Origin of the sequence: Streptomyces sp. NPDC048606 (assembly GCF_040650855.1) — a bacterium.
Classification (GTDB): Bacteria; Actinomycetota; Actinomycetes; order Streptomycetales; family Streptomycetaceae; genus Streptomyces.
Genome location: NZ_JBEZIB010000003.1, coordinates 301,587 through 328,105, shown reverse-complemented (window position 1 = coordinate 328,105; position 26,519 = coordinate 301,587). Strand labels below are relative to the sequence as shown.

Annotated in this window: 24 protein-coding genes; 7 read left to right on the top strand and 17 right to left on the bottom strand. The window is 73.8% G+C overall.

Translation table 11 applies throughout. The features are described from left to right. Window positions 1-177 precede the first annotated feature (177 nt). Complete coding sequence (locus tag AB0D01_RS05645; protein WP_363053731.1) at window positions 178-999, bottom strand: diacylglycerol kinase; 822 nt, start codon at window positions 997-999, stop codon at window positions 178-180. A 184-nt stretch (window positions 1,000-1,183) separates the two neighbouring features. Here AB0D01_RS05645 and AB0D01_RS05640 point away from each other — a divergent pair, with 184 nt between their 5' ends. Both AB0D01_RS05640 and AB0D01_RS05635 read left to right on the top strand, forming a co-directional pair. Continuing rightward, complete coding sequence (locus AB0D01_RS05640) at window positions 1,184-2,467, top strand: adenylosuccinate synthase (protein ID WP_030228647.1); 1,284 nt, start codon at window positions 1,184-1,186, stop codon at window positions 2,465-2,467. 179 nt (window positions 2,468-2,646) lie between these two features. After that, window positions 2,647-3,618, top strand: coding sequence for an SDR family oxidoreductase (locus AB0D01_RS05635; protein WP_363053730.1), 972 nt, complete (start codon window positions 2,647-2,649; stop codon window positions 3,616-3,618). A gap of 51 nt (window positions 3,619-3,669) precedes the next feature. Here the strand turns inward: AB0D01_RS05635 and AB0D01_RS05630 are convergent, their stop codons facing one another. Continuing rightward, entirely contained in the window at window positions 3,670-4,686 is a 1,017-nt protein-coding gene (locus AB0D01_RS05630; protein ID WP_363053729.1) for a WYL domain-containing protein, read from the bottom strand. A gap of 156 nt (window positions 4,687-4,842) precedes the next feature. Here AB0D01_RS05630 and AB0D01_RS05625 point away from each other — a divergent pair, with 156 nt between their 5' ends. Together AB0D01_RS05625 and AB0D01_RS05620 are read left to right on the top strand one after the other, a co-directional pair. Further along, on the top strand, window positions 4,843-5,361 hold the full coding sequence (locus AB0D01_RS05625) for a carboxymuconolactone decarboxylase family protein (RefSeq protein ID WP_363053728.1): 519 nt from the start codon (window positions 4,843-4,845) through the stop codon (window positions 5,359-5,361). Window positions 5,362-5,463: 102 nt separating this feature from the next. Further along, the gene (locus AB0D01_RS05620; RefSeq protein WP_363053727.1) at window positions 5,464-6,699 is read left to right on the top strand and encodes a serine hydrolase domain-containing protein; all 1,236 of its coding nucleotides are present in this window, start codon (window positions 5,464-5,466) and stop codon (window positions 6,697-6,699) included. Window positions 6,700-6,752: 53 nt separating this feature from the next. Here the strand turns inward: AB0D01_RS05620 and AB0D01_RS05615 are convergent, their stop codons facing one another. The 5 genes from AB0D01_RS05615 to AB0D01_RS05595 all read right to left on the bottom strand — a co-directional run bounded on the left by AB0D01_RS05615 (window position 6,753) and on the right by AB0D01_RS05595 (window position 11,641). Continuing rightward, complete coding sequence (locus tag AB0D01_RS05615; protein WP_363053726.1) at window positions 6,753-7,625, bottom strand: alpha/beta hydrolase; 873 nt, start codon at window positions 7,623-7,625, stop codon at window positions 6,753-6,755. 217 nt (window positions 7,626-7,842) lie between these two features. Next, on the bottom strand, window positions 7,843-9,117 hold the full coding sequence (gene kynU, locus AB0D01_RS05610) for a kynureninase (protein ID WP_363053725.1): 1,275 nt from the start codon (window positions 9,115-9,117) through the stop codon (window positions 7,843-7,845). Then, window positions 9,110-9,958: a tryptophan 2,3-dioxygenase family protein gene (locus AB0D01_RS05605; RefSeq protein ID WP_363053724.1), complete on the bottom strand. Its 849-nt coding sequence runs from the start codon at window positions 9,956-9,958 to the stop codon at window positions 9,110-9,112. The genes kynU and AB0D01_RS05605 overlap by 8 nt, the downstream gene beginning before the upstream one ends. A 128-nt stretch (window positions 9,959-10,086) precedes the next feature. Next, window positions 10,087-10,515: a DUF3151 domain-containing protein gene (locus AB0D01_RS05600; RefSeq protein WP_363053723.1), complete on the bottom strand. Its 429-nt coding sequence runs from the start codon at window positions 10,513-10,515 to the stop codon at window positions 10,087-10,089. A 4-nt stretch (window positions 10,516-10,519) separates the two neighbouring features. After that, window positions 10,520-11,641 carry a CE1758 family FMN-dependent luciferase-like monooxygenase gene (locus tag AB0D01_RS05595; protein ID WP_363053721.1) on the bottom strand — a complete coding sequence of 374 codons (1,122 nt, stop codon included), beginning with the start codon at window positions 11,639-11,641 and terminating at the stop codon, window positions 10,520-10,522. Window positions 11,642-11,872: 231 nt separating this feature from the next. Here AB0D01_RS05595 and AB0D01_RS05590 point away from each other — a divergent pair, with 231 nt between their 5' ends. Further along, a complete protein-coding gene (locus tag AB0D01_RS05590) occupies window positions 11,873-13,249 on the top strand; it encodes a transposase (RefSeq protein ID WP_363053719.1) in 1,377 nt (458 codons plus the stop codon). 12 nt (window positions 13,250-13,261) lie between these two features. Here AB0D01_RS05590 and AB0D01_RS05585 read toward each other — a convergent pair whose 3' ends face one another. The 10 genes from AB0D01_RS05585 to AB0D01_RS05540 all read right to left on the bottom strand — a co-directional run bounded on the left by AB0D01_RS05585 (window position 13,262) and on the right by AB0D01_RS05540 (window position 23,703). Then, window positions 13,262-15,250, bottom strand: coding sequence for a GAF domain-containing protein (locus AB0D01_RS05585; protein ID WP_363053718.1), 1,989 nt, complete (start codon window positions 15,248-15,250; stop codon window positions 13,262-13,264). A gap of 170 nt (window positions 15,251-15,420) precedes the next feature. Then, window positions 15,421-16,128, bottom strand: coding sequence for a BTAD domain-containing putative transcriptional regulator (locus AB0D01_RS05580; RefSeq protein WP_363053717.1), 708 nt, complete (start codon window positions 16,126-16,128; stop codon window positions 15,421-15,423). Window positions 16,129-16,247: 119 nt separating this feature from the next. Then, window positions 16,248-16,934, bottom strand: a complete 687-nt coding sequence (locus AB0D01_RS05575; RefSeq protein ID WP_363053715.1) for a ScbR family autoregulator-binding transcription factor — start codon at window positions 16,932-16,934, stop codon at window positions 16,248-16,250. Between the two features lie 262 nt (window positions 16,935-17,196). Further along, entirely contained in the window at window positions 17,197-18,219 is a 1,023-nt protein-coding gene (gene fbaA / locus AB0D01_RS05570; RefSeq protein ID WP_363053714.1) for a class II fructose-bisphosphate aldolase, read from the bottom strand. A gap of 263 nt (window positions 18,220-18,482) precedes the next feature. Beyond that, window positions 18,483-19,022 (bottom strand): orotate phosphoribosyltransferase, encoded by a 540-nt coding sequence (gene pyrE, locus AB0D01_RS05565; protein ID WP_363053713.1) that lies wholly within the window; start codon window positions 19,020-19,022, stop codon window positions 18,483-18,485. A 21-nt stretch (window positions 19,023-19,043) separates the two neighbouring features. Next, window positions 19,044-19,832 (bottom strand): aldose 1-epimerase, encoded by a 789-nt coding sequence (locus AB0D01_RS05560; protein ID WP_363053712.1) that lies wholly within the window; start codon window positions 19,830-19,832, stop codon window positions 19,044-19,046. A gap of 19 nt (window positions 19,833-19,851) precedes the next feature. Beyond that, window positions 19,852-20,829, bottom strand: a complete 978-nt coding sequence (locus tag AB0D01_RS05555) for an SRPBCC family protein (protein WP_363053711.1) — start codon at window positions 20,827-20,829, stop codon at window positions 19,852-19,854. Window positions 20,830-20,968: 139 nt separating this feature from the next. Next, window positions 20,969-22,618 carry a polyamine aminopropyltransferase gene (locus tag AB0D01_RS05550; protein ID WP_363053710.1) on the bottom strand — a complete coding sequence of 550 codons (1,650 nt, stop codon included), beginning with the start codon at window positions 22,616-22,618 and terminating at the stop codon, window positions 20,969-20,971. Window positions 22,619-22,722: 104 nt separating this feature from the next. Then, window positions 22,723-23,241, bottom strand: coding sequence for a DUF2617 family protein (locus AB0D01_RS05545; RefSeq protein WP_363053709.1), 519 nt, complete (start codon window positions 23,239-23,241; stop codon window positions 22,723-22,725). Between the two features lie 297 nt (window positions 23,242-23,538). Continuing rightward, window positions 23,539-23,703, bottom strand: coding sequence for a hypothetical protein (locus AB0D01_RS05540; RefSeq protein WP_363053708.1), 165 nt, complete (start codon window positions 23,701-23,703; stop codon window positions 23,539-23,541). A gap of 288 nt (window positions 23,704-23,991) precedes the next feature. On the opposite strand from AB0D01_RS05540, the gene AB0D01_RS05535 reads away from it, so the two are divergent. Both AB0D01_RS05535 and AB0D01_RS05530 read left to right on the top strand, forming a co-directional pair. Continuing rightward, window positions 23,992-25,167 carry a pyridoxal phosphate-dependent aminotransferase gene (locus AB0D01_RS05535; protein WP_363053707.1) on the top strand — a complete coding sequence of 392 codons (1,176 nt, stop codon included), beginning with the start codon at window positions 23,992-23,994 and terminating at the stop codon, window positions 25,165-25,167. 3 nt (window positions 25,168-25,170) lie between these two features. Continuing rightward, entirely contained in the window at window positions 25,171-26,511 is a 1,341-nt protein-coding gene (locus tag AB0D01_RS05530) for a hypothetical protein (protein WP_363053706.1), read from the top strand. Window positions 26,512-26,519 lie beyond the last annotated feature (8 nt).

Below are 26,519 nucleotides of genomic sequence, written 5' to 3'. Positions count from 1 at the left end.
GGTACACGTGCTTCCGCCCGGCACGCCGAGAGCACGCACCAGACGCCGCAGGGCCGCCCTCCGGGCGACGACAGGAGTTTGACGACAGGCCCTAGCCCGACCCGGCCGCCGGGAGGCCGCCTCGATCGGCCGCCCGGCCGCCCCGGCCACCCCGACCGACCGACCCGACAGCCCCCGCTACCTCGGCAGCGTCAGCGACCACGCCGCCCGCCGCACCGTCCACGTCCGCCGGCGCACCGGCCCGGCCAGGACGTGGTCGGCCCGGTAGCGGAAGTCCGCCCCCGACACCGTGACCGCCTCGGCACACCCCGTCAGCGGCGGGGCCCCGGCGAGCCGGACCACCACCTCGGCCGGGCCGCCGAGCCCGCCGGTGCGCACGGCGACGTCCTCGACGGGGTGTTCCACGTCCGCGAGCACCACCCCGTCGACCTCCACGCGCAGCCGGTGCACCGGCCGCGCCACGGCGGCGGGGTTCGGCAGCAGGGTGCGCAGCAGCGAACGGTAGGTGCCGCCCCAGCGGGTCACGGGCACCGTGCGCCGCGGCACCCCGATGCGCAGCCCGCCCAGCACCACCCCGTCGCTGTCGTCCACCAGCAGGTCCCGGGGGTGGGGTACGCCGTCCAGTGCCGCGCGCGCAGCCAGTACGGCGGACTGCGGCACGCCGAGCGTGCGGGCCAGCCCCAACGAGGCCGCCGGGCCCACGGGCACCAGCGACACCACCGCCCCCTGCGGATCGCGGCGCCGGGCACCCCGTTCCCGCTGGAGCAGCCCCACGACCCGCACCAGGGCCCGGTCGTCCCCCACGACCACCGGCCGCCGATGGCCCCGGCGGGCGAGGGCCCGCGCGAATTCCTCCTGCGAATCCGGGAGGCAGATTTTCGCCGCCGCTCCCGCTGACAACACATCTTTCGCGATTCGCACGGACTCGCCGTCAAGACGGCGGGCGACCGGGTCGACGAGCACGAGCAGTCCGCCTACCGGCGCACCCGCTTGGCTCATGGCGGGCTCTGGAGCCGACACCTCGGTCCTTCCTCGGGTAGCATCTTTGTGCAAGAGGCCCTTGCGCTATTGCGCCAGGGCCTTCGTCTATTCCGGGGCACCGGTCCGACGGCTCAGCCTGCGGTGTACATCGTCGTACGCCCCCTGACCTTGGACATGCCCCATCCGGAAGAGGTGTACGCCTGTGCCCGCTCTTGTGCTGCTCGGAGCTCAGTGGGGTGACGAGGGCAAGGGAAAGGCCACCGACCTGCTCGGTGGATCCGTTGACTATGTGGTGCGCTACCAGGGTGGCAACAACGCCGGCCACACGGTCGTCGTAGGCGACCAGAAGTACGCGCTGCACCTTCTCCCTTCCGGCATCCTCTCCCCCGGATGCACCCCGGTCATCGGTAACGGTGTCGTCGTGGACCCGGCCGTCCTGCTCTCCGAGCTGCGCGGCCTGAACGAGCGCGGCATCGACACCTCCAAGCTGCTCATCAGCGGTAACGCGCACCTGATCACGCCGTACAACGTCACCCTCGACAAGGTCGGCGAGCGCTTCCTCGGCAAGCGCAAGATCGGTACGACCGGTCGCGGCATCGGTCCGACCTACGCGGACAAGATCAACCGCGTCGGCATCCGCGTCCAGGACCTCTACGACGAGTCGATCCTCACGCAGAAGGTCGAAGCGGCGCTGGAGGGCAAGAACCAGCTCCTCGCGAAGCTCTACAACCGTCGCGCCATCGAGGCCGGCGCGATCGTCGAGGAGATGCTCCAGTACGCGGACCAGATCAAGGGCTACGTCGCCGACACCACCCTGATCCTGAACAACGCGCTGGACGAGGACAAGGTCGTGCTCTTCGAGGGCGGCCAGGGCACCCTGCTCGACGTCGACCACGGCACGTACCCCTTCGTCACCTCCTCGAACCCGACCGCCGGCGGCGCCTGCACCGGCACCGGCGTGGGCCCGACGAAGATCAGCCGCGTCATCGGCATCCTCAAGGCGTACACGACCCGCGTCGGCGCGGGCCCGTTCCCGACCGAGCTGTTCGACGAGGACGGCGAGGCGCTGCGCCGCATCGGTGGCGAGCGCGGTGTCACCACCGGCCGTGACCGCCGCTGCGGCTGGTTCGACGCCCCGATCGCCCGCTACGCGACCCGCGTGAACGGCCTGACGGACTTCTTCCTCACCAAGCTGGACGTGCTGACCGGCTGGGAGGAGATCCCGGTCTGCGTCGCGTACGAGATCGACGGCAAGCGCGTCGAGGAGCTGCCCTACTCGCAGACCGACTTCCACCACGCGAAGCCGATCTACGAAACCCTCCCGGGCTGGTCCGAGGACATCACCAAGGCCAAGACCTTCTCCGACCTGCCGAAGAACGCGCAGGCGTACGTGAAGGCCCTGGAGGAGATGTCGGGCGCCCCGATCTCCGCGATCGGCGTCGGCCCCGGCCGCACCGAGACGATCGAGATCAACTCGTTCCTCTAGGCGGTACGGCCGTACGGCAGTTCCACACGCACCACCGCACCACCGCACCACACCGCAGGGGCGGGCCGCGCACATCGCGCGCCCGCCCCTGCGGCGTGTCCGGGCCCGCCGGCTCCCCGCGTCACGTCCCGGAGAAAAGGTGACGTGTTCTGTCGGGTATGGGGTGAACGATGGACGGCATGACCAACGAGGACATGACCATCCGGAACGTCGACCCCACCCTCCCGGAGCGTCCGCTCGCGGGGCGGATCGCCCTGGTGGCCGGCGCGACGCGCGGTGCGGGCCGCGCGCAGGCCGTGGAGCTGGGCCGGGCCGGCGCGACCGTCTACGTCACGGGCCGCACCACCCGCGCCCGGGCCAGCGAGGTCGGCCGGACCACGGAGACCATCGAGGAGACCGCCGAGCTGGTCGACGCCGCCGGCGGCACCGGGATCGCGGTGCCCACCGACCACCTCGACGAGGATCAGGTGCGCGCCCTGGCCGCGCGGATCGACGCCGAGCACGGCCGGCTCGACGTCCTCGTCAACGACCTGTGGGGCGGCGAGCACCTGCTCGTCCGCTCCGTCTTCGGGAAGCAGAGCTGGGAGACGCCGCTCGCCGACGGTCTGCGGATCCTGGAGCTCGGCGTCCGCTCGCACGTGATCACGGCGGCGCTGCTGCTGCCGCTGCTGATCCGTTCGGACGCTCCGCTGCACGTGGAGGTCACCGACGGCACCGCGCGCTTCAACCGCCGCTACCGCGACAACATGTACTACGACCTGGCGAAGAACGCCCCGATCCGGCTCGCGTTCGGCCTGGCCCAGGAACTGGCGCCGTACGGGGGCACGGCGGTCGCGGTCACCCCGGGTTTCCTGCGCTCCGAGCAGATGCTCGCGCACTTCGGGGTCGCGGAGGAGAACTGGCGCGACGTCGTCGCGCACGAGCCGTCGTTCGGGATCTCGGAGTCGCCGTACTACCTGGCGCGGGCGGTCGCGGCGCTGGCGGCGGACCCCGACCGGGCCGACCGCTGGGCCGGGAAGTCCACGTCCAGCGGTGAACTCGCCCGGGTCTACGGGGTGCGGGACGTGGACGGCAGCCGGCCGGACGCCATCACCTACTTCGAGGAGGTCGAGTTCGGCGGCAAGGAGGCCCCTCCGGAGGACTACCGCTGACCCGGACGACCGCCGGCCCGGGCCGTCACCGGTCCGGGCCGTCGCCGACCGCTACCCGTAGAGGGTGGCCAGGGCCCGCGCGCGGTCGCGGAAGCGGGCGCGCAGGGCGTCCGGGGCCAGTACCTCCGCGTCCGCGCCGAGCCCGGCCAGCTGCTCGAACGCCACGTCCTCGGACTCGGTGGGCAGGTCGAGCGTGACCAGCCCGGCGGCGTCGGGGGCGCTCGCGCGGGCCAGTGCCTCCTCGACGGCGGCCCCGTCCACGACGGCGGGCAGCCGGCGCAGCCCCCGGGCCGTCAGCCGTACGGTCACGGTGGTGCGCAGCAGCGCCCGCGCGAAGGCGGCGGCCTGGGCCCGCCAGTGCGCCGCCAGGTCGAAGCCCGGCTCGCGCGCGAACGGCTCGGGTGCCCCGGGCGCGGGCGCCAGGGCCGTGATCCGATCGACGCGGTGGGTGCGCCAGGCGGCGGCCCGGTCCTCCCGCGCGGCGTCCGGGAGGCGGACCACGACGTACCAGGTGCCGGCCTTCAGGACGAGCCCGTACGGCTCGACGGTACGGGTCACCGTGGCGGCCGGGGCGCCGCCCCGGCCCGGGCGGGCGTAGGACAGCTCGACGGTCCGGTCGTCCCACACGGCCCGGGCCAGCTCCGGCAGCAGTTCGGGCGTCGAGGGCTCGCGGAACCAGGCCGGGGCGTCGAGGTGGAAGCGGCGCACCGAGGACTCGGCGGCCTCGCGCACGGACGGGAGCAGGGTGGCCGTCAGCTTGAGGCGGGCGACCTCGGCCGCGTCCGACAGCCCGAGGTCCCGCAGCGCCGACGGCAGCCCGGACAGGAACAGGGTCTCCGCCTCGCCGCGGTGCAGGGTGGTCAGCCGGGTCCGGTGGCCCGGGGCCAGGAAGTAGCCGCCGACCCGGCCCCGGTCGGAGCGGACCGGGATCCCGGCGTCCTGGAGGGCCTGGGCGTCACGGATCACGGTCCGCTCGGAGACCTCCAGCTCCCGGGCGAGCGCGGCTCCGGTCAGGCCGGGGCTCGACTGGACGAGGAGGGCCATGCGGATCAGGCGGGCGGCGCGCATGCCCCCAGCATCGCGCCCGGGACCGGTCGCGAAAAACCGGCCGGGAGAAACCGGTCGCGAAAACCGGCCGGGAAAAACTTCCCGGTTCCCGTCACATCCGCGCGCTCCCCCGGGTCATCGCAGTGAAGCCGCCGAACGATCCCGAGGAGAGCAGCCATGACGAACGACAACGCCACCGCCCCCGCCACCACCTCGACCTCGATCTCCCGCATGCCGAACCCGGGCGAGTTCGTGCCCGAGCTGGCCGACGTCAGCGCCGCCCTCTTCCGGGCCACCGGCAACCGCTCGGTGCCGCGCGCCACGATGAGCCTGGTACACCTGCGGGCCGGTCAGATCGTCGGCAACACCTACCTGACGGTCCTCAACACCGGCTTCCTGCGCAAGGCCGGGGTGTCCGAGGAGCGCATCACGGCCGTCTCCTCCTGGCAGGACGCCCCGTACTTCACCGACGCCGAGCGCGCCGCGCTCGCCCTGGTCGAGGCCACCCTCCAGCCCGCCCCGCACGGCCGGGAGCGCGTCACGGACGAGCTGTACGCCGAGGTGGCGAGGCACTACGACGAGAAGGCGCTGGCCACCCTGACGATCGCGATCGGGCAGATCAACTTCTTCATCGCCCTCGCCGTCATCGGCAAGCCGCAGCCGGTGGCCTCGCTCGCCGATCAGCAGTGGGACTGACCTCCCGTCCGCGCGGGGGGGGCGGGGCCGCCGCGCGGCCCCGCCGGTCCGGGCCTAGCCTGGGTGGACCGTCCAGGTCCCCCGGACGACGGGAGAAATCAGATGAACCCCATCCCCGTACGGGTGCGCCGGGCCGCTCTGGCCGCCGCGGCGGCGGCCCTGCTCATCGCTCCGGCGGGCACGGCGGGCGCGGTGTTCGCGCACGGGGCGACCGCCGCCCCGACGCCGACGCCCACGACGACCGCACCCGTCGCCGCCGACGACACGCCCTTCCCGCAGCTCACCCCGGCCGTGGCGGCGAAACTCGACGCGGCCATCGCGAAGACCCTGCGCGAGACGAAGGTGCCCGGCGCGGTCGTCGGACTGTGGGCCCCGGGCAAGGGCTCCTACGTGAAGACCTTCGGGGTGTCGGACAAGGCGACGAAGGCCCCGATGGCGACGGACATGAACTTCCGCATCGGCAGCGAGACCAAGACGTTCACCGTCACCGCCCTGCTCCAGCTCGTCGACCAGGGCAAGGTGGGCCTGGACGACCCCATCGGGAAGTACGTCGCGGGCGTCCCGAACGGCGACCGCATCACCCTGCGCGAACTCGCCGGCATGCGCAGCGGGCTCTACAACTACAGCGAGGACCCGGACTTCGACAAGGCGCTCCTCGCCGGGCAGACCTTCACGCCGCAGCAGCTGCTCGACTACTCGTTCAAGCACGGGGTGCAGTTCGCGCCGGACGCGGAGTTCGAGTACTCCAACACCAACCTGATCCTGTTGGGCCTGGTGATCGAGAAGATCACCGGCAGACCGCTCCGACAGGTGATCAACGAGGACGTGGTGAAGCCGGCCGGACTGCGCCACACCCTCTTCCCGACGGGCGCCGAATACCCGAGGCCGCACCCGCAGGGCTACACCGACGACGGCGGCAAGAGCGTCGACGCCACGGACTGGGACCCCTCCTGGGCGTGGGCCGCCGGCGCGATGATCTCCGACCTCGAAGACCTGCGGAGCTGGGCGAAGACGCTGGCCACGGGCACGCTGCTGAAGCCCGCGACCCAGGCGCAACGGCTGGCGGTGAAGCCGATCGGCGGGATCCCCGGCGCGGGCTACGGCCTGGGCATCTTCGACGTGCAGGGCTGGATCGGCCACAACGGGTCCCTGCCCGGCTACGAGAGCCTGACCGTGTACCTGCCGCAGGAGCGGGCGACGATGGTGGTCCTGCTCAACACGGACTCCCTGGTCGACGGGCAGGAGCCGAGCACGCTCTTCGGGGAGGCGATCACCTCGATCGTGACCCCGGACCACGTCTACCCGGGCAAGAAGGAACCCCTCACGCGTCCCCGCTGACCCCCGCGCAGGACGGCCGGGCGGCCGGGCCACCGGGCGACCGGGCCACCGGGCTACCAGGCGAGTTGGGAGATCTCCTCGCAGACCACCGCGCAGGCGTCCGCCGCCGGGTCGATCAGCGGGAAGTGCCCGACGCCCTCCACCAGCGTCAGTCCCACCATCTCGCCCGCCTTGGCCGCCGCGGCCACGTACGACTCGGCCACCGCGGGCGGGACCACGATGTCCTCCCGCCCGTGCACCACGGCCGTGGCGATCCCCGTCGGCAGCAGCGCCGCCGGGTCGGCGGACGGCAGCCGCTCGTCCCAGTGCTCCGGCCCGCCCAGCAGCTGCCCGGACGCGCCCCCGCACACCCCCAGCCCCTGCGCCACCGCGAAGTCCGCGATGGGGGCCAGGGCCACCACCCCGCGCAGCGGCGGCGGGGAGGGGAGCCGCCACGGGGACCCGTACGGCAGGACGTGTCGGGCGGCGGCCCACAGTGCGAGGTGGCCGCCCGCCGAGTGGCCCGTCACCACGGTCCGGCGGACGTCGGCGGCGGGCAGTGCCGCCGCCGCCAGTTCGGGCAGCGCGTCCATGGCGGCGGCCACGTCGTCGAAGGTCTCCGGCCAGCGCCCCGCGACCGGCCCCTCCGCGTCCTGGTGGGGCAGGGAACTCCCGCGCCGGTACTCGACGTTGGCCACCGCGAAACCGCGTCGGGCCAACAGGTCCGCGAACGGGGTGACGTGCCGGCGGTCGTACGGGGCCCGCCAGGCCCCGCCGTGCAGGAGCACCACCAGCGGGGCGGGGGCGCCGGCGCCGCGCGGGGCGTAGAAGTCGACGACCTGGTCGGGGTGTTCCCCGTAGGCGGCGGTGGCGTCGGGGGCGACCGGGGGGTGGGCGAACGCCGACGCGGCCTCGGCGGCGTCCCGTTCGACTGCGGGGTCCGTCATCGGCTCCACCTCTCGGTACGAGTAACGCGTGGGACAGCGGGGCACAGCGGGGTACAGCGGGGACAGATGTTCCGGTGTTTCCCGTGTTTCCGGCAGAGCGGGACCGTATCAGGCCGGACCGCGCCGTTCCGGGGCGGGAGAGGGCCACGCGACGACGGGCGGGGCCGCAGCCCCGCCCGTCCCGCGCCGTGACGTTTCGCTACGGCGTGCTACCGCGTCACCCGAAAATGTGACCCAGTGTGCGGGCCGCGCGCTCGGCGTCCGCGAAGGAGACGTAGAGCGGGGTGAACCCGAAGCGCAGCACATCGGGGGCCCGGAAGTCCCCGACGACACCGCGCGCGATCAGCTCCGTCATCACCGCGCGGGCGTCGGCGGTGCGCAGCGAGACCTGGCTGCCGCGTTCGCCGTGCCCGGCCGGGGTGACGGACTCCACCGCCCCCTCGGGGACGTACGCGGCCACGCACTCCAGGAAGAAGTCCGTCAGCGCGAGGGACTTGGCGCGGACGTCCTCGACGTCCACCCCCTCCCACACGCCGAGGGCCGACTCCAGGGCGAGCATGGACAGGATGTCCGGGGTCCCGACCCGGGCGCGGGCGGCGCCCCGTGCCGGCTCGTACTCCGGGGTCATCGCGAAGGGCTCGGCGTGGCTGTTCCAGCCCGGGAGCGGGGAGTCGAAGGCATCCTGGTGGCGTGCGGCCACGTAGAGGTACGCCGGGGACCCCGGGCCGCCGTTGAGGTACTTGTAGGTGCAGCCCACCGCGAGGTCGACGGCGTGCGCGTCGAGCCCGACGGGCAGGGCGCCGGCCGAGTGGCACAGGTCCCACACGACGAGCGCGCCCGCCGCCCGCGCCGCCCGGGTGAGGGCGGGCAGGTCGTGGAGCCGGCCGGTGCGGTAGTCGACGTGGTTGAGGAGGACCACCGCCGTGGCGTCGGTCATCTCGCGCACCGCGTCGGACGGGTCGACGGGGACGACCTCCAGGCCTGTCAGCCGGGCGGCGGAGGCGGCGATGTAGCCGTCCGTCGGGAAGGTCGTGGCGTCGACCAGCATCCGGGTGCGGCCGGGTGCGGCGAGCCGGGCGGCGCCGACGAGCGCCTTGAACAGGTTGACGCTGGTGGAGTCGCCGACGGTCACCTGGCCGGGGGAGGCGCCGACCAGCGGGGCGATCAGGTCGCCGATCCGCTCGGGCGCCGTCCACCAGCCGCTCTCGTCCCAGGATCGGATGAGGAGTTCACCCCATTGGCGGCGCACCACGTCCTCGACGGCGCCCGGGACGGCGGCCGGGAGGGCGCCGAGCGAGTTGCCGTCGAGGTAGACCACCCCGTCGGGGAGGGTGAAGCGCTCGCGGAGCTTGGCGAGCGGGTCGCCGTCGTCGAGCCGGGCGGCGCGGGCGAGGAGATCGGCGCGGCCCGGGAGATCGGCGCGGCCCGGGAGATCGGCGCGGCCCGGGAGGTCGCAGGCGCCCCCGCGGCCGGGGGCTATGGCGTCAGACATGGCTGCGCGCCGTCCACAGCTCGGGGAAGACGTTCTTCTGGGCGCGCTTCTCCAGCCAGGTCACCCCGGCGGAGCCGCCCGTGCCCGTCTTCGCGCCCATCGCGCGGCGGGTCGCCACCAGGTGGTCGTTGCGCCAGCGCCAGACCAGTTCGGCGACGTCGGTCAGGACCTCGCCGAGGCGGTGCAGGTCGGAGTGCTCGCCGCGCGGCTCGGCGTACAGGGCCGTCCAGACGGCCTCGACCGCCGGGGAGGGCTCGTAGCGCAGCGCGAGGTCGCGCTCCAGGACCTCGGCCGGGACCGGCAGGCCCCGGCGGGCCAGCAGGCGCAGGGTCTCGTCGTAGAGGCTGGGCTCCTGGAGGGCCTTCTCCAGCTCGCCGTGGACGCGGGGCGCGCCCCGGTGCGGGACCAGCATCGACGCGGACTTCTCGCCGAGCAGGAACTCCATGCGGCGGTACATCGCCGACTGGAAACCGGAACCTTCGCCCAGGGCGCCGCGATAGGCGTTGAACTGGGCGGGAGTGAGCTGGGCGAGGGGTCGCCAGGAGGCGTTCAGGGCCTCCAGCTCGCGGAGGGATCGTTTCAGCGCGTCCATCGCGACGGGGATGTCGTCCTCGCGAAGGGCGCGGGCGGCGGTCTCCCACTCGTGGACGATCACCGTGAACCACAGTTCCATGACCTGGGTCGTGACCAGGAACACCATCTCGCCGGGATCGTCCGAGCGCAGGTGCTGGAGGTGGGTGAGGACGTCGGCCTGGACGTAGTCCTCGTAGGGGGTCGTGCCGGCGAAGTCGAGGTTCGGGGTGTCCGAACCGGCTCCGGAGGCATCAAGGGCGTGCGACATTTCTGTCTCCTCGACACGTGCTTCCGGGTAGCGGTCCGCTCCTTCCGATGAGGTAAGTGGAGCCCCGGTCCCCTGCCTCGCATCATAAGCGGGGGATCCGGAGCGCCTCTAGGGGAGACTTCGCGTGGTTATGCGAGCGTGTCCGGGGCGAGCACGTCCGCGGCGGTCTCGGAGGAGTCGCGCAGGAACGTCGAGCAGCGCGCGTACTCCTCCTTCTCGCCGATGGCGCCGGCCGCGCGGGCCAGGGCGTTCAGCGCGCGCAGGAAGCCGCGGTTCGGCTCGTGCTCCCACGGCACCGGGCCGTGGCCCTTCCAGCCGGCGCGGCGCAGGGCGTCGAGGCCGCGGTGGTAGCCGGTACGGGCGTACGCGTACGACTCGACCGTGTTGCCGGCCTCGAAGGCGCGGTCCGCGAGGGCCGCCCAGGCGAGGGACGAGGTCGGGTGCGCGGCGGCCACCTCGGCCGGGTCGGTGCCGGCGGCGAGGGCCTCGCGGGGCGCGGGCTCGTCGGGCAGGTGGGTGGGGGCGGGACCCCCGAGCAGGTTCTGGTGAATCGACATGGGATCAGTGTGTACCGACGGCGCCGGCGACGGGGTCGAGGGGCCCGCGCGCGGCCGGCCGGCCGGGGCCCACGGGGACCGCCGGCGCGGGCCCGTCCGGGACCCCCGGGCGGGGGGTGGCCAGCTCCCGGCGCAGCGCGGGCACGATCCGCTCGCCCAGCAGGTCGATCTGCTCCAGCGCGGTCTTCAGCGGCAGCCCGGCGTGGTCCAGCAGGAACAGCCGGCGCTGGTGGTCCCCGCAGGCCTCGCGGGAGGCGAGGAGCTTCTCGACGATCTGGTCGGGGCTGCCGACGGCCAGCGGGGTGCGGGCGGCGCACTCCTCCAGGGAGCCGTGGCCGCCGTAGACCGGGGAGCGGTCGAAGTAGGGCCGGAACTCGCGGAACGCGTCCTGTGAGCGCGCCCGCGCGAAGAGGTGTCCGCCGAGGCCGACGACGGCCCGTTCGGCGGGGCCGTGGCCGTGGTCGGCGTACCGCGACCGGTACAGGTCGACGAGGCGGGCGTGGTGCTCGACGGGGCCGAGGGGGTCGTGCACGAAGAAGCCGTCGCCCCAGTACGCGGCCCGCTCGGCGGTGTCCGCGGAGCGCACGGCGGCGTGCCACACGAAGGGCGGTACGCCGTCCAGCGGGCGGGGCACGGAGGTGAAGCCGTCGAGGCGGGCGCGGGAGCGGCCCCGCCAGTCGACGTCCACCTCGCGCCACAGGCGGTGCAGGAGGGCGTAGTTCTCGCGGGCCAGGTCGAGGCCCTGGCGCAGGTCCTGGCCGAACCAGGGGTAGGCGTTCGGGTTGTTCCCGCGGCCCGTCATCAGGTCGAGCCGGCCGTCGGCGAGGTGCTGGAGCAGCGCGTACTCCTCGGCGATCCGCACCGGGTCGGTGGTGGTGATCAGGGTGGTGGCGGTGGAGAGGAGCACCCGCTCGGTGCGCGCCGCGAGGTAGCCCAGCAGGATCGGCGGCGAGGAGGTCACGTGCGGCGGGCCGTGGTGCTCGCCGGTGGCGAAGACGTCGAGCCCGACCTCCTCGGCCCGTACGGCGAGGGCCGTCATCGCCTTGATGCGCTCGTGCTCCGTCGGGATCCTGCCGGTGGTCGCGTCGGGGGCGACGTCGCCGAGCGAGAAGATCCCGAACTGCACCCCGACCCCTTCACGGCTTTCCGTCCGAACTGCCCCGTGCCTCGACCGTGCCGGACGCCGGCCGGCGGGACCAGGCCCGTCGGGGCAGTCCGTCAAGTCGTCGCCGATCCGCCCGGGGTGGTGACAGGCCCACCACCTTTCGCCGAAGTGCGGTGGTCGGACCACCTCCCGAGAAAGGGGGTCACGGCCCGACGGTAGAGGGCAGTGGACGCACGCCGGGGGAGGCATGACGTGAACGCGATCACCCAATGCAGCACGGACAGCAGCACGGACAACGCCGTCGGACACGCCGTCGGACACGGCATCGAGCACGGCATCGAGCGGGGTACGGACCGCCGCTCCGCCCGCGACACCGACGGCGGTGCGGGCCGGGCGCCGGCCGCCGCACCGCACCACCCGCCGGCCCGGCGGGAACCGACCCGACGCGACCCGGCCCGACAGGCCGCCGACGACCTGTGCGACACCGTCTTCGCCTCGCTGCGCCGCAAGGACCAGCGGGAGAAGGGCCGCCAGTACGTCCAGGGGCTGCTGTCCCTCCCGGGCCGCAAGTCGATGCGGGGCATCGCGGGCCGGCTCGGCGGGCCCGCGGCCGAGCAGAGCATGCACCACTTCATCTCCGGTTCCACCTGGGACTGGGAACCCATCCGCGCCTCGCTCGGCGCCTTCCTCCAGTCGGCGACCCCGCTGACCGCCTGGGTGGCCCAGCCGATGGCGATCCCCAAGGGCGGCGAGCACTCGGTGGGCGTGGCGCACCGCTTCGACCCGCACCAGGGGCAGATGTTCCGGGGGCAGCAGGCCTTCGGCACCTGGTTCGCCTCCGCGGGCCTCGTCAGCCCGGTGGGGTGGCGCATGTTCCTGCCGGGCGAACCCGAGGCGGAGCCCGCCGGGGGTCCCGACCGGCCGCGGGCGCGGCGGGGACCGCTGACCGGTCCCGACCTCGCCGCCCGGGCCGCGTACGAGGAGAGCGCCTACGCGGAGTCGGCGACGGCCTCCGTCATCGAGACGGTGCGGCGCGGCGGCGGGGCCCCGCGCCCCGTGGTCCTCGACATCATGCGGATCGGCACCCGCTCGACGATGAACCGCTTCGCGGAGGCCGGGCTGCCGGTGATCGCCCGCGTCAGCCCGACGACCCCGCTGCTGGTCACCGATCCGGCGCTGCCCGGACACGGCGGCGGGGCCCGCTCCGCCCGGGAGATCCTCCAGTCGGTCAAGGGGCTGTGCACCCCGGTGGAGTGGACCGACCCCGACCCCAGGCACCCGACGGGCCGGCACCGCAGCACCCTCGCGGTGGCCGTCCGCGTGATGATGCCGGACCCCTCCCCCGCCCGGCGCCGGCACCTGCTGCTGGTCGGGGAGTGGACCGATCCCCGCCGTCCGCCCGCGCACATGTGGGTGACCGATCTCGTACGCCTCCCCGTGGGCCCGCTGCTGCGGCTGACGAAGCAGGGCCTGCGCGTGGGCCACGCGGCCGAGCACAGCGGCCGGGAGGCGGGGCTGCGCGACTTCGCGGGCCGCGCCCTGCCCGGCTGGCACCGGCACGTCACCCTGGCCTCCGTCGCGCACGCCGCCCGGGCCCTGACCGGGACGGAGCGCTACCCGCTCGCGTAGCGCGAGGAGTCCCTACGGGGCTTCGCCCGCCGTGCGGCGGTCGTGCAGGACGGTACGGGCCCGGCGCAGGCGCAACGCCATCTGGATCTCCAGCGCCCGGCCGGGCTTCTGCCAGTGCTCGCCGAGCAGTTCGGCGATCCGCTCCAGCCGGCGGGAGACCGTGTTGGGGTGCACGTGCAGGGCGTCGGCGGCGCGGGTGGGACTGGAGCCGGAGGCGAAGTAGGCCTCCAGGGTGCGGGTCAGCTCCGTCAGCCGGTCCGCGTCGTAGTCCAGGACGGGCCCGACGGTGGCCGCGATGAAGGACTCCACGTCGTGGTCGGCGGACAACAGCAGCCCGAGGAAGCCCAGTTCGCGCAGCGAGGCGGTACCGCCGACCCCGTCGAGGGCGGTCAGCGCGTCCAGGCAGCGGACCGCCTCCGCGTACACCCGGGCCACCGCCCCGGGGCCTTCGGTGGGGCCGGCGGCGCCGGTGGAGACGGCGTGGCCGAGCAGCGGCGACAGCTCGCCGGAGGCCCGGTGCGCGACGGCGGAGGCGTCGGTGCCGGGCAGCACGAGCACGATGCAGCCCCGCCGCACCCCCTTGAGCCCGCCCATCCGGTAGGCGTACGAGGACGCCCAGGCGACGGCCTTGCCCAGCTCGCCGCCCTCGGGCCGGGCGACGACCACCACGTGCGGGCGGTCGAGGTCGATGCCGAGGCGTCGGGTGCGCTCCAGCAGGTGCAGGTCGACGGAGTGCGGCCGGTCCAGCAGGTCGGCGAGGATCTCGTCGTGGACGGGGCCCTCGGCGGCGGCCGTGCCCCGCTGGATCAGCATCAGCGAGGCCACGCACTGGGCGGCCAGCTGGAGCAGGCGCACGTCCTCGTCGGAGAGCGGGGCGGAGGCGCTGAGCAGCAGCACCCCGAGGTCCTCGGCGCCCGCGAGGACGGGCGCCAGCCACAGGTCACCGGGCAGTCGTACGGGCCACCGGTCGGTGAGGGCCTGGAGGGCGGCCCGGGTCACCGCCTCCTCGTCCAGGTCGGGGAGTTCACCGGTGGCGGTCAGTGGGCGCCCGCCCGGGTCGCGCACCTGGAGCACCCCGTCCAGGGCGTCGGCGGTGGCGCGGGCGAGGGTGGCGAGGCCGGCGCCGTCCAGGACGAGCCCGGCGAGCCGGGCGTGGCACTCCCACAGGTAACGGACCCTGGTCAGGGCCGTGTTGGTGCGCGAGCCGAACGCCTCCAGTTCGGTGACCTCGTCGCGGGTCTGCTCCAGCAGGCGGGCCTTCTCGATGGCGACGGCCGCGAGGTCGGCGAGGGAGAGCAGCGTGCCGATCTCGTCGGGGGTGAACTCCCGCACCGAGCGGTCGGATCCGTAGAGCGCGCCAAGGGTGGAGTCGCCGCGCCGCAGCGGGACGGCGATGATCGCGTGCAGGCTCTCCGCCTTGACGACGGCGTCGATGCCGGGGGCGTGCGCGATGGCGGGGTCGTTCAGGTAGTCGGCGGTCCACACCGGGGAACGGCGCGCCTGGGCGATGCTGCCCAGGCCCCGGCCGGTGCCGAGTTCGAGGCCGACGTTCAGCGCGGTGGTCTCGCCCTCGGAGGTGCGGACGTACGCCGATCCGTCGGGCCGCGACAGCGACAGCCAGGCCATGTCGAAGCCGAGGAGGCGACGGGCGCGGCGGGTGATCAGGCGCAGCAGGCCGTCGATGTCGTAGGGGGAGGTCAGGTCGTGCGCGGTGTCGACGAGGGCGGTGAGGGCCGCCTCGCGCTGCTTGTGGCGGCTGGCGCGGGCCCGTACGGAGCGGGCCAGGTCGACGGCGCGGGCGATGTCGGCGAGCGCGGGCCCGTCCGGCCCGTCCGGGCCGTGCGCGTCGGCGGCGCGGGAGCGGGCGCGGGCCAACAGGTCGTCGTAGGCGCTCTGCGGGGCGTCCGCCGCGAGCAGTTCCAGTACGGCCAGGGCGTCGCGGCCGTCACGGCCCTCACCACCCTCGCCGCCGTCGCCGGCATCGCCGTCGACCTCACGCATCCGCGGTCCCCTCGTCCCCCACCCGACCAGGCGTTTTCCAGCCCGCCCCGAACCTAGGTTCCGGGCGGCGGGGGGTCAAGGCGGCCGCGGGGGACGGAGGTCCGGGGCACGGGCGCAGGCGTGGGGCGCAGGCGTGGGGCGCAGCCGGACGCGTGGGGCGCGGGGCCCGGTCAGCAGCCCGTCGTGCACGCCAGGCTCGGGCCGACGAGGGGGTGGGCGCCGCGCGCCGTCAGGGAGCGGTCCTCGGCGCGGCGCAGCGCGGCCAGGTAGTCGTCGCCGAGGGGACGGCCGCCGGCTCCGCGCAGTCCGGCCAGTTCCAGGCGCAGTTCGCGGTGGCGTCCGAGCGCGAGTTCCGCCTCGACCCACTGGCCGAGCACCGAGAGCCGTTCGGAGTCGAGGACGGCGATCCGGGCGCCGAGCCAGTCCCCCGCGTCGATCCCGTCCAGGGCCGGTCCTCTCCACAGCGACAGGGCCCGGCGCAGCCTGGGCGCCGCCCGCTCGAAGTCCCCGCGGCCCATGGCCCGGTAGCCGGCGCCCGCCTCGCGGGCGAACTCCCGCACGTCGGAGCGACCGCCGCCGGTGTCGAGAAGATACCCGCCGGGCCGTGTCGACAGCACCGTCTCGGGAGTGCGTACCGAGCCGGCGCCGAGCGCCTCCGCGAAACGCTCGCGCAGCCGGCGCACGGCGGTGTGCAGGGCCCCCCGGGTGTGTTCGGGCGGGGTGCGGCGGGAGAGTTCGTCGGCGAGGACCGACACGGGCACCACCCGGTCGGGAGAGACCGCGAGGACCGCGAGGACATGTCTGGACTCGGGCGTGGGCGCCGTGATGGGCACCCCGTTCTCGATGACCCGTGGTGCTCCGAGTACCTCAATGTCCACAGTTTTCCCCCTGGGCAGTCGAGCGAAAAAATAATACCCAGAAGGATCTTTTTTGGAAGGGGAGGGGACGGGGATACGGCAGACGGAAGCCGACTCCCGGCCACCGGCCGCCCACCGCGCTACTGCCCGCCGAGACAGCCGATCTCGCACGGATGCGTGCCCTGCGGACCGTACAACGCCCGGGCGCCGCGCCCCGGGGCCGTGTCCAACCGGATCGCCACGGCCGGCACCACCACGTTCGGCATCACGTGCGTGTACAGCTCCGACACCTGCGCGTCGAGGTCCAACCCGAGCATCTGGGACATGGTGTTGAGCCCCGCGTACGCGCCGACGATCAGCCGCGACGGCACCACCGGGTCCACGTTCGGCAGCAGTTCCCCGCGCCGCTGCGCCTCCTCCAGCACGGTGACGTGCAGGTCGATCCACGCCTGGTAGGGCGCGGCCTTGTCCAGTTCGCGGCCCGCGTGTTCCAGGGTGAGGCGGGCGCTTGCCCGCATCAGCGTCTCGTGCCGCAGCCGGTGGGAGAAGACCATGCCGATGTCCAGGAACTCCTGCGCCTTGTACGGCTGCGGCAGCACCGTGGGCCGGGAGGCGTTCTGGGCGTCGATGACGGACTGGGCGAGGCCTTCCTTCGAATCGAAGTGGAAGTACAGGGCGCCCTTGGTGACCTTGGCGATGTTGACGATGTCCGAGAGCTTGGCCGCGTCGTACCCGTGCTCCTCGAACACCTCGGCCGCCGCGTCGATGATGGCCTGACGCGTGCGCACCGCCCGGTCCTGCTTCACCTGGGCTCGCTCTGTCCTCATGTCGTGGCGTCGCCTCTCCTGGCCCGCCGGCGTTTACATCCCCACGGGTACGTTTTTTCTGTGCGTAGATTTCACACCATCGGGCGGCATCCGTCCAACGCCCCCCGCCCCCTCCGTCAGGTCCCCCCGAACCGCCCGGACATGCGCCCGGACCCACGATCGACGGCGCGGCGGGACACACGGCCGGAGGGGGTCCACCACCCCTGACGGGCGGTGGACCCCCTCCGGGTCCTCGTACGGTCTGCCGACTGCCGGCCGCCGACTACTTCAGGCGGGTACCGGTGGAGCGCAGGTCGGCACAGGCGGCGGCGACGCGCTTGGCCATGCCGGCCTCGGCGAGCTTGCCCCAGGTGCGCGGGTCGTAGGTGGACTTCTTGCCGACCTCGCCGTCGACCTTCAGGACACCGTCGTAGTTGCGGAACATGTGGTCCGCGACCGGGCGGGTGAAGGCGTACTGGGTGTCGGTGTCGAGGTTCATCTTCACGACGCCGTTCTCCAGCGCGGTGGCGATCTCCTCGGCCGTGGAGCCCGAACCGCCGTGGAAGACGAAGTCGAACGGCGAGGCCTTGCCGAACTTCTCCGCGACACCGGCCTGGAGGTCCTTGAGCAGCTCGGGACGCAGGACGACGTTGCCCGGCTTGTACACGCCGTGCACGTTGCCGAAGGAGGCGGCCAGCAGGTAGCGGCCCTTCTCGCCCAGGCCCAGCGCCTCGGCGGTGCGGATCGCGTCGTCGACGGTGGTGTACAGCTCGTCGTTGATCTCGTGGCTGACGCCGTCCTCCTCGCCGCCGGTCGGGGTGATCTCGACCTCAAGGATGATCTTCGCGGCGGCGGCCTTGGCGAGCAGCTCCTGGCCGATGGCCAGGTTGTCGGCCAGGGTCTCGGCGGAGCCGTCCCACATGTGCGACTGGAAGAGCGGGTTCAGACCGCGCGCCACGCGCTCGGCGGACACCTCCAGGAGCGGACGTACGTAGCCGTCCAGCTTGTCCTTGGGGCAGTGGTCCGTGTGCAGCGCGACGGTGATGTCGTACTTGGCGGCGACGACGTGCGCGAACTCGGCCAGGGCGACGGCGCCCGTGACCATGTCCTTGTTGTGCTGGCCGCCCAGGAACTCCGCACCACCGGTGGAGATCTGGATGATGCCGTCGCTCTCGGCCTCGGCGAAGCCGCGCAGCGCCGCGTGGAGGGTCTGCGTCGACGTCACGTTGATGGCCGGGTAGGCGAACTTGCCTGCCTTCGCCCGGTCGAGCATCTCGTTGTAGATCTCGGGGGTTGCGATGGGCATCTGTCCGCTCCTTGGTTGTGCGGGGAAGGGTGCTGATTGCGGGCCCTGACCTGGGGGCGACGTCATCGTCGCGCCTATCTTTCCAGACTCGGCGCGACACTCCACCCCCCTCTGCGCCCCACGGTGCGCGAACCGGGTGGAGCGTTTCACGTGAAACACTCCACCCGACCCGAAAAGGGCAGGTCAGGACGGACTCGGGGACAACCCGGGACCTTCGTCACGAGTTGTCGCCCTCCGTCCCCTCGCTCAGCCTCCGCCCCGGATCAAGAAAGACCCAGGTCGCCCAGCTCGTACCCGGTCAGGTACGGGAGCCCCGCGCCCGCGATGGCGTCCGCCGCGCCCCGGTCCACGATCGTGGCGACCGCGACGACCTCGCCGCCCGCCTCGCGGACGGCCTCGACGGCCGTCAGCGGGGATCCACCCGTGGTCGAGGTGTCCTCGACGACGAGGCAGCGCTTGCCCTTGACGTCGGTGCCCTCGATGCGGCGCTGCATGCCGTGGGCCTTCTGCGCCTTGCGGACGACGAAGGCGTCCAGGCGCTCGCCGCGCGCGGCGGAGGCGTGCAGCATCGAGGTGGCGACCGGGTCGGCGCCCAGGGTGAGGCCGCCGACGCAGTCGTATTCCAGGTCGGCGGTCAGGTCGAGCATGACCTGACCGACGAGCGGGGCGGCCTCGCCGTCGAGGGTGATGCGGCGGAGGTCGATGTAGTAGTCGGCCTCACGGCCGGAGGAGAGCGTCACCTTGCCGTGCACGACGGCCTTGTCCTTGATCTGCTGCAGAAGCGCATCGCGTACGTCAGTCATGCCGTCGAGCTTAGAGGGGCTCTAGCCGAGCCGCCGCCAGGTCCACGTGGTGGAGATCTCCAGCGGGTCGACGGGCGTGACCAGGCGCGGGAGGGTGTTCAGCCCGTTCGGCGGGCCGGACTGGGGCTCCACGCAGACGGCTTCCTCCTGCTCGTCGTAGACGACCACCCATTCGGTCGGGCTGGTGACCTTCAGCTCCAGCTCCCCGGGCCAGGTGAGGGTGACGTCGACCCCGTCGGGCATCCCGAAGCAGTCGTCCCAGGGACCCGGGAGCGGGTCGACGCGGCGGCCGGTGGGCAGGTGGTCGTCGCCGCGCTCCTCCTGCCAGGCGGGCTCGAAGGCGATCTCGGCCCGCGCGCCGCCCTCGGTGAGCACCCGGTTGAACCACGGGTGCCAGCCGGCCTGCGCCGGGAAGGAGTCCTGGTACGTCTCCACCCCCATGGTGATCTTCAGCGAGCTCTCGTCCAGCTCGAAGATCTGCGTCACCCGGCCGGAGTAGGGCCACGGGTCGGTGAGGTCGTAGGTGAAGACCGCCTCGGTGTCGGTCGTCCTGGCCGCCTTCCAGGGCGCGTTGCGGCCGAAGCCGTGGATGGCGTGCGGGGGGTGGTTCAGCGGCATCTGGTGGACGTGCGCGCCGTCCCGGAACCGCCCGTTCTCGATGCGCCCGCACCAGGGCACCATCGGGAACGCCCCGAACTGCGGTCCCTGGCGCAGCAGCTCGGTGCCGTCGACGCGCAGCGCGCTGATCCGGCAGCCGTTCTCCTGGTCGATGGTGATGTCGGCGCCGCCGGCGCTCAGTCGCGTAGTCATACGGTGACCCTACGGCGCGTCAGCGGCGGCGGCGCAACGCCCTTCCGACGACGACGGCGGAGGCCAGCGCCAGGGCGGCGGCGGGCCCGATCCAGCGCAGCGCGGGAGCGGTGCCGGCGGTGGAGGGGGCGGGGACCGGTGCGTAACGCCCGCGCGGGGGCGCGTGGTCGACCTCCTCGGCGCTGCGGCCGATCATCGTGCGGCGGGCGTGGGCGGCCTCGGCCGGGGGCCGCGGGGGACGGCCGGGTTCGCCCGCTCCGGCGCCGGTCGCGGTGAAGTCCGTGTCGAGGAAGGGGTCGAGGGCGGGGTCGAGGGACGGGGGCGGCACGTCGGTGTCGAAGACGGACGCGCCCGCCGGCTCCCCGGGCCCCTTCCGCCCGGCGCCCTCCCCGTCCGGTTCCGCGGCGTCCCCGGAGTCGCCGGGGGCCCCGGAACCGTCGGGCTCCCCGGACCGCCCGGAGCCCGCGGCGGCCTCCTGCGCCTTTCGCGCCTCCTCGGCCTCCTCCGCCTCGGCGACGGCGTCGCGCAGTTCGGAGTCCTCCCGGCTGCCCGGGACCACGGGGCCCGCGCCCGCCTCGGCGGCGAGGTTCGCGGTGAAGCGGTCCAGGAGCCGCCGTACGGCGGTGACGGTGGCCTCGGGTTCGAAGCCGGCGGCCCGGCCGTCGGCCTCGGCGGAACCGGCGAACTCCAGCCGGGTTCCGCCGTCGTGCGGGGTCAGCCTCAACCGGAGCGAGAGCGTGACGGTGCCGCTGCCCCGGACCTCGGTGCCGCCGCCCTCGACGTCGAACCGCTCCGGGGAGGGCTCGGTGACGGTCAGGCCGCCCCGGTAGGTGACGGTGTGGCCGCCGACGCGGACCCTGAGCCGCCCGGCCAACGATCCCGACCCGTCGCCGGCGTCGTGTTGGAGCCCGGGTACGCAGCGGGCCACCCGGGCGGGGTCGCGCAGCGCGGCGCGGAGGTCTTCTGCCGGTACCGGAACGAACACCTGATGCTCCATGCGGTCGAGCCTACCGACGGGAGCCGTCCCTGCACACGGACCCGCACCCGGACACGACGGCCGGCCCGGTAGTGCTTTGCCGGCCGGTGTCGTGGGGCTGCGGGCGCACCAGCCGACAAAGCACTACCGGGCCCGGGGCTCAGCTGTAGCGCGGGTGGGGCAGCGTCGAGGGGGGCAGCCCCTCGGCGGGGCGTCCCCGGGCGGCCTCCCGGGCGGCGTCCCGCAGGGAGCGGGTGGACACCGCGCGCAGGGCGGGCGCGTTCTGGTCCACGCGCAGCTCGGGCGTCCCCTCCCGGGCGGCGAGGACGAAGCCCCAGTCCTGCGGGAGCGCCGCCGAGCCGCCGCCGAGGGTGCGGTCGGGACCGGCGGCGAAGCCGGAGAGCCGGCCGCCCGCGCTGTACGGGGAGGTGTGCAGGCCGGCCGCGCGCAGGGTGGACTCGACGGTCCAGTAGGCACGCGGGCGGGTGGTGAAGGGGCCCGCGTGCACCGCGAGCCGGCCGCCCGGGTTCAGGGCCCGCGCGGCGAGCCCGTAGAACTCCTGCGAGTACAGCTTCGTGCTGGGGGTGATCCCGGGGTCGGGCAGGTCGGAGACGATGACGTCGAAGCGGTCCCGGGCGGCCGGTCCGCGCAGCCAGCCGAAGGCGTCCTGCGGGGTGACGACGCCGAGGCGGGGGTCCTCGTAGGCACGGCCGTTGAGGGCGGACAGCATGGGGTCGGTACGGGCCAGGCGCACCACGCCGGGATCGAGCTCGACGACGGTGACGGAGGCGACGTCCCGGTAGCGCAGGACCTCGCGGGCGGCCAGCCCGTCGCCGCCGCCCAGGACCAGGACGCGGGCGTGCCGGCCGGTCATGGCGGGGTGCACCAGCGCCTCGTGGTAGCGGTACTCGTCGTATCCGCTGACCCGCAGCCGGCCGTCGAGGTACAGGTCGAGGGAGCGGGGGGAGCCCACGGACGGTCCGGTCAGCACCAGCTCCTGCACCCCGGTCTGGACGGCGACCCGCACCTCCGCGCCGTAGACGGCCCGGCGGGCGACGCGCTCGAAGTCGTCGACGAACAAGGTCGCGCCGGCGAGGACGGCGAGGACGACCGCGTTCAGGGCGATCAGCAGCCGGCGGCAGCGCGGGCTGAGGTCGCCCCGGAACAGCCACAGGACGAGCGCCCCGCCCACGGCGGCGTTGACGGTGCCGGTCACCATGGCTCCGGTGAGCTGCCCGAACACCGGCAGCAGCAGGAAGGGGAAGGCGAGCCCGCCGATCAGGGCGCCCACGTAGTCGGCGGCGAACAGGTCGGCGACGGCGCCGCCCGCGTCCTGCCGGCGGATCCGCTGGATGAGGACCATCAGCAGGGGGATCTCGGCGCCGATGAGCACCCCGATGGCGAAGGAGAACGCGACGAGCGCCGGACGGGACTCCCCCAACCAGGCGAAGCTCGCGTACAGGGCCATGGCGGAGAGGCCGCCGAGCAGGGCGAGGACCGCCTCGATCGCGCCGAAGCCGAAGGCGGGCCGCCGGCACAACCGCTTGGCGAGCAGGGAGCCCACCCCCATGGCGAAGACCATGACGGACAGCACGACGGACGCCTGGGTGACGGAGTCGCCGATGAGGTAGGAGCCGAGGGCGAGCAGTTCCAGTTCGTACACGAGCCCGCAGGCGGCGCACACGAACACCGTGGCCAGGACGAGGAGTCGGCCGGTCCGGGGGTGTACGGGCAGGGCGGCCGAGACGGTCTGCACGCCCCGCGGATCCGGCGCCGGGAGCACCCCGCGCGGGGCGGAACGGTCGATCATGAAGCGAACCGTACGTCACCGCCCACTGACACCCTGTCACCCACATGGGTGCAACTGTCGCTCTCGTCCGGCCAGTTGGCGTAACGCCTCGTCAACACCGGTGTCTAGACGGGCGCCCCCATCCGCACGCCGACCCGGGTGCGGGTGGCCACCAGTTGGCCCTCCTGCGGGTAGGCGTGCCAGGTCCGCCAACGCACCTGACCCTCGTGGCGCTGCGCGAGCAGCGCGGTGAAGGCGTGCGGGCTGCCCGGGAAGGTGCCCGCCAGCCCGTTCGGGTGGTCCGCGACCAGGGCGAGCAGCTCCTGGGCCCGTCCGGCGAACGAGCCGCGCGAGAGGGTCTCGACGCGCGCGGCGAACTCGTACTCCCAGTCCCCCACGCGCTTCGCCACGCCGAGCGGCAGTGGCGTGCTGCTGCCGGGCATGCACGCGACGGTCTCCGAACAGAACACCTCGCCCTCCTCCAGGAGCACCTGGTGCGAGGCCCCGAGCAGGCGCAACTCCACCTTCGCGTCGGCGAGCCGGAGGTTCAGTACGGCCAGGGCGGGCAGCCGGTCCCGTCCCAGGGCCCAGGCGAGATCGGCGGCACGCGTGTCGGTATAGGTGGTCTGGAGGGTCGTGAGCATGAGTCGGCTCCGCAAACGCGCGAGGGAGAGGGGCCGGGGCCCGCCAGCGGTGGTCAACGGGTGGGGGGACACCGGCACGGGTCCACAGGAAGTCCCGGGAGGTCCGGGGACTGGTCTACTCAACCGAGGGAATCATGAAAGGCACGGCACTCACAGCGTTTTTACCCAACTTGACGGGGTTTACATCCCCCCGGGGGCCACCCGGTTCACGTGTTCAACAACATCCCGCCCGTACGCCGTAACGCCGAGCCGAACAACAGGACGCCCAAGGGAAGTTGTCCCCACCGGGCGGCCTGTTCACGCAGGTCCGGACACCCCCATCAGTGTCAGCTCCCGCCGCATCCTCCGCCACCGCAGGAGGACGAGGACCCGCACGACGAGGAGGAACCGCAGGACGACGAGGAGGAACCGCATCCTCCGGACGAGGAGCCGCCGGACGACGAGGAGCTCCCGGCCACCCACCAGCCGCTGTCCCGGCCGCTGCCGCGGGAGCCGGTCCCGCTCTTGCGGAGGCGGTCGGTCGCGCGCCTGGCCGCCCGCACGGACGCGTAGACGATCGAGCCGATCACCACGGCGGAGACGATCACGATGAGAACGATGACGAGGGCCATGTCCTCTCCCCCTTCCTGAACACCCCGGTCCCCCGGGGCCCGGGATCCCCATGTCCCGGCGTGTCGTGGTGATTCCCTCGGCCCGTTCCGGCCAAAGCGCACTTGAGCAACTCCAGAGGTTCCCCGCAGGATGACGCCCATGAGCGCACCCGCGAGCAGCAGCCGTCCCTTCCTCAACCGCCGTCTGGCACCCTTCGGCACCACGATCTTCGCCGAGATGTCGGCCCTGGCCGCCCGCACCGGGTCGATCAACCTGGGCCAGGGCTTCCCCGACACCGACGGCCCCGCCGAGATCGCCGAGGCGGCCGTACGCGCCATCCGCGACGGCCGGGGCAACCAGTACCCGCCGGGCCCCGGCGTCCCCGAGTTGCGCACCGCGATCTCCGCGCACCAGGAGCGCTTCCACGGGCTGTCCTACGACCCCGACACCGAGGTCCTGGTCACCGCCGGCGCCACGGAGGCCATCGCCGCCTCCCTGCTCGCCCTCCTGGAGCCGGGCGACGAGGTCATCGCCCTGGAGCCCTTCTACGACTCCTACGCCGCCTGCATCGCCATGGCCGGCGCCGTCCGCGTGCCCCTGACCCTGCGCGCCCCGCACTTCCGCCCCGACCTGGACGCCCTGCGCGACGCGATCACCCCGCGCACCCGTCTGCTGCTGCTGAACACCCCGCACAACCCGACCGGCACCGTCCTGACCCGCGAGGAACTGGCCGTCATCGCCGAGCTCGCCGTGGAGCGCGACCTCCTCGTGGTCACCGACGAGGTCTACGAGCACCTCGTCTTCGAGGGCCGGCACGTCCCGCTCGCCTCGCTGCCCGGGATGCGCGAGCGCACGGTCACCATCTCCAGCGCGGGGAAGACCTTCTCCTTCACCGGGTGGAAGGTCGGCTGGATCACGGCCCCGCCCGCCCTGGTCGGCGCCGTCCGTTCGGCCAAGCAGTTCCTGACGTACGTCTCCTCCGGGCCCTTCCAGTACGCCGTCGCCGAGGCCCTGGCCCTGCCGGACTCCTACTACGAGGACCTGCGCCGCGACCTCGCGGACAAGCGCGACCTGCTCGCCGGGGGCCTGGAGGCCGCCGGTCTCCAGGTCTTCCGCCCCCAGGGCACCTACTTCATCACCACCGACATCGCCCCCCTGGGCGAGAAGGACGGCCTCGCCTTCTGCCGGGCGCTGCCCGAGCGCTGCGGGCTCGTCGCCATCCCGAACCAGGTCTTCTACGACGACACGGCCGCCGGCGCCACCCAGGTGCGGTGGGCCTTCTGCAAGCGCGTGGAGATCCTCCGGCAGGCCGTCGACCGACTGGTGCGGCTCTGACCCATGAGACCCGCCCCGACCGACACCACCGTCGACACCCCGATCAGCGCCACCGCAGGCACCACCACCGCCCCGAGCGCCACCCCGAGCACCGCCCCCGGCTCCACCCCGAGCGCCATCCCGAGCGCCGAAACCGCCACCGTCCCGCCCCGCGCCCGGACCACCGCCGCGCCCACCGCCACACCCGCCGCCGCGCCCGCCACACGACCCGCACGGCCCGCCGGGCCGGGGCGGCGGGACCTGTGGGCCCGCGCCGCGGCGGCCCCGCCCCACCTGCTCGCCCTCGCGGTGTTCCTCGCCGTGCGGGGCGTCGGGGCGGTGGTCGTGACCGTCGGCGCCTGGTGGGTCGACCGCAACCCCGTCCGGGTCCTCGGCGGCTCCTGGGACTCCGTCTGGTACCTCGGGATCGCCGGCCACGGCTACGGCCGCACCCAGATGTGGGCCGACGGCTCCATCCAGAGCGACTACGCCTTCTTCCCGCTCTTCCCCGCCCTGGTCCGCCTCGCCGGGGGCACCCCGCTGTCCGCCCTGGCCGTGGCCTGGATCGCCGCGGCCGTCGCCGCCGTCGGCGTGTACCGGATCGGGGAGCGGCAGCTCGGGGCGCGGGCCGCGGTGCTCCTGGTGGCCCTGTGGGCCGCGCTGCCGCACGCGGTGGTGCTCACCCTCGGCTACACCGAAGCGCTGCTGTGCGCGCTCGCCGCCTGGGCCCTGTACGCCCTGCTGCGGGAGCGCTGGGCCCTGGCGGCGGGGCTCGCGCTGCTCGCCGGGCTGACGCGCCCGACGGGGATCGCGGTGGCCGCCGCCGTGAGCCTCCTCGCGCTGCGGGCCGCGGTCCGGGGCGAGCGGCGGCCCGCGGTGTGGGCGGCGGTGCTGCTGGCCCCGGCGGGCTGGGCGGCGTACGTCCTGGCGGTCGGCGCGCGCCGGCACGACCCCTTCGGGTACTTCACCGTGCAGCGGCAGTTCGGCTCGCGGTTCGACTTCGGCGTCGGGACGCTGCGTTCGATCTGGAAGGTGCTCTCGGGCGCCCCGGTGCCGTTCGCCACGACCGTCACCGTGGGCGTCCTGGCCGTGGCGGTGCTCCTCGCGGCCCTGGCGGTCCGGCGCCGGCTGCCCCTGGCGCTGCTGGTGTACACCGGGACCCTGCTGGTGATCACGCTGGGCGGGGCCGGGTTCTTCGAGTCGAAGCCTCGGTTCCTGGTGCCGGCGTTCCCGCTGCTGCTGCCGGTGGCGGCCGCGATGGCCAGAGCCCGGCCACGCGCCGCGGTCGTGATGACCGGGTGCCTGGCCGGGCTCTCGTACGGCTACGGGGTCTACCTGCTGCTCGCGGCGGACGTGCCCCCGTGAGCGCGGCG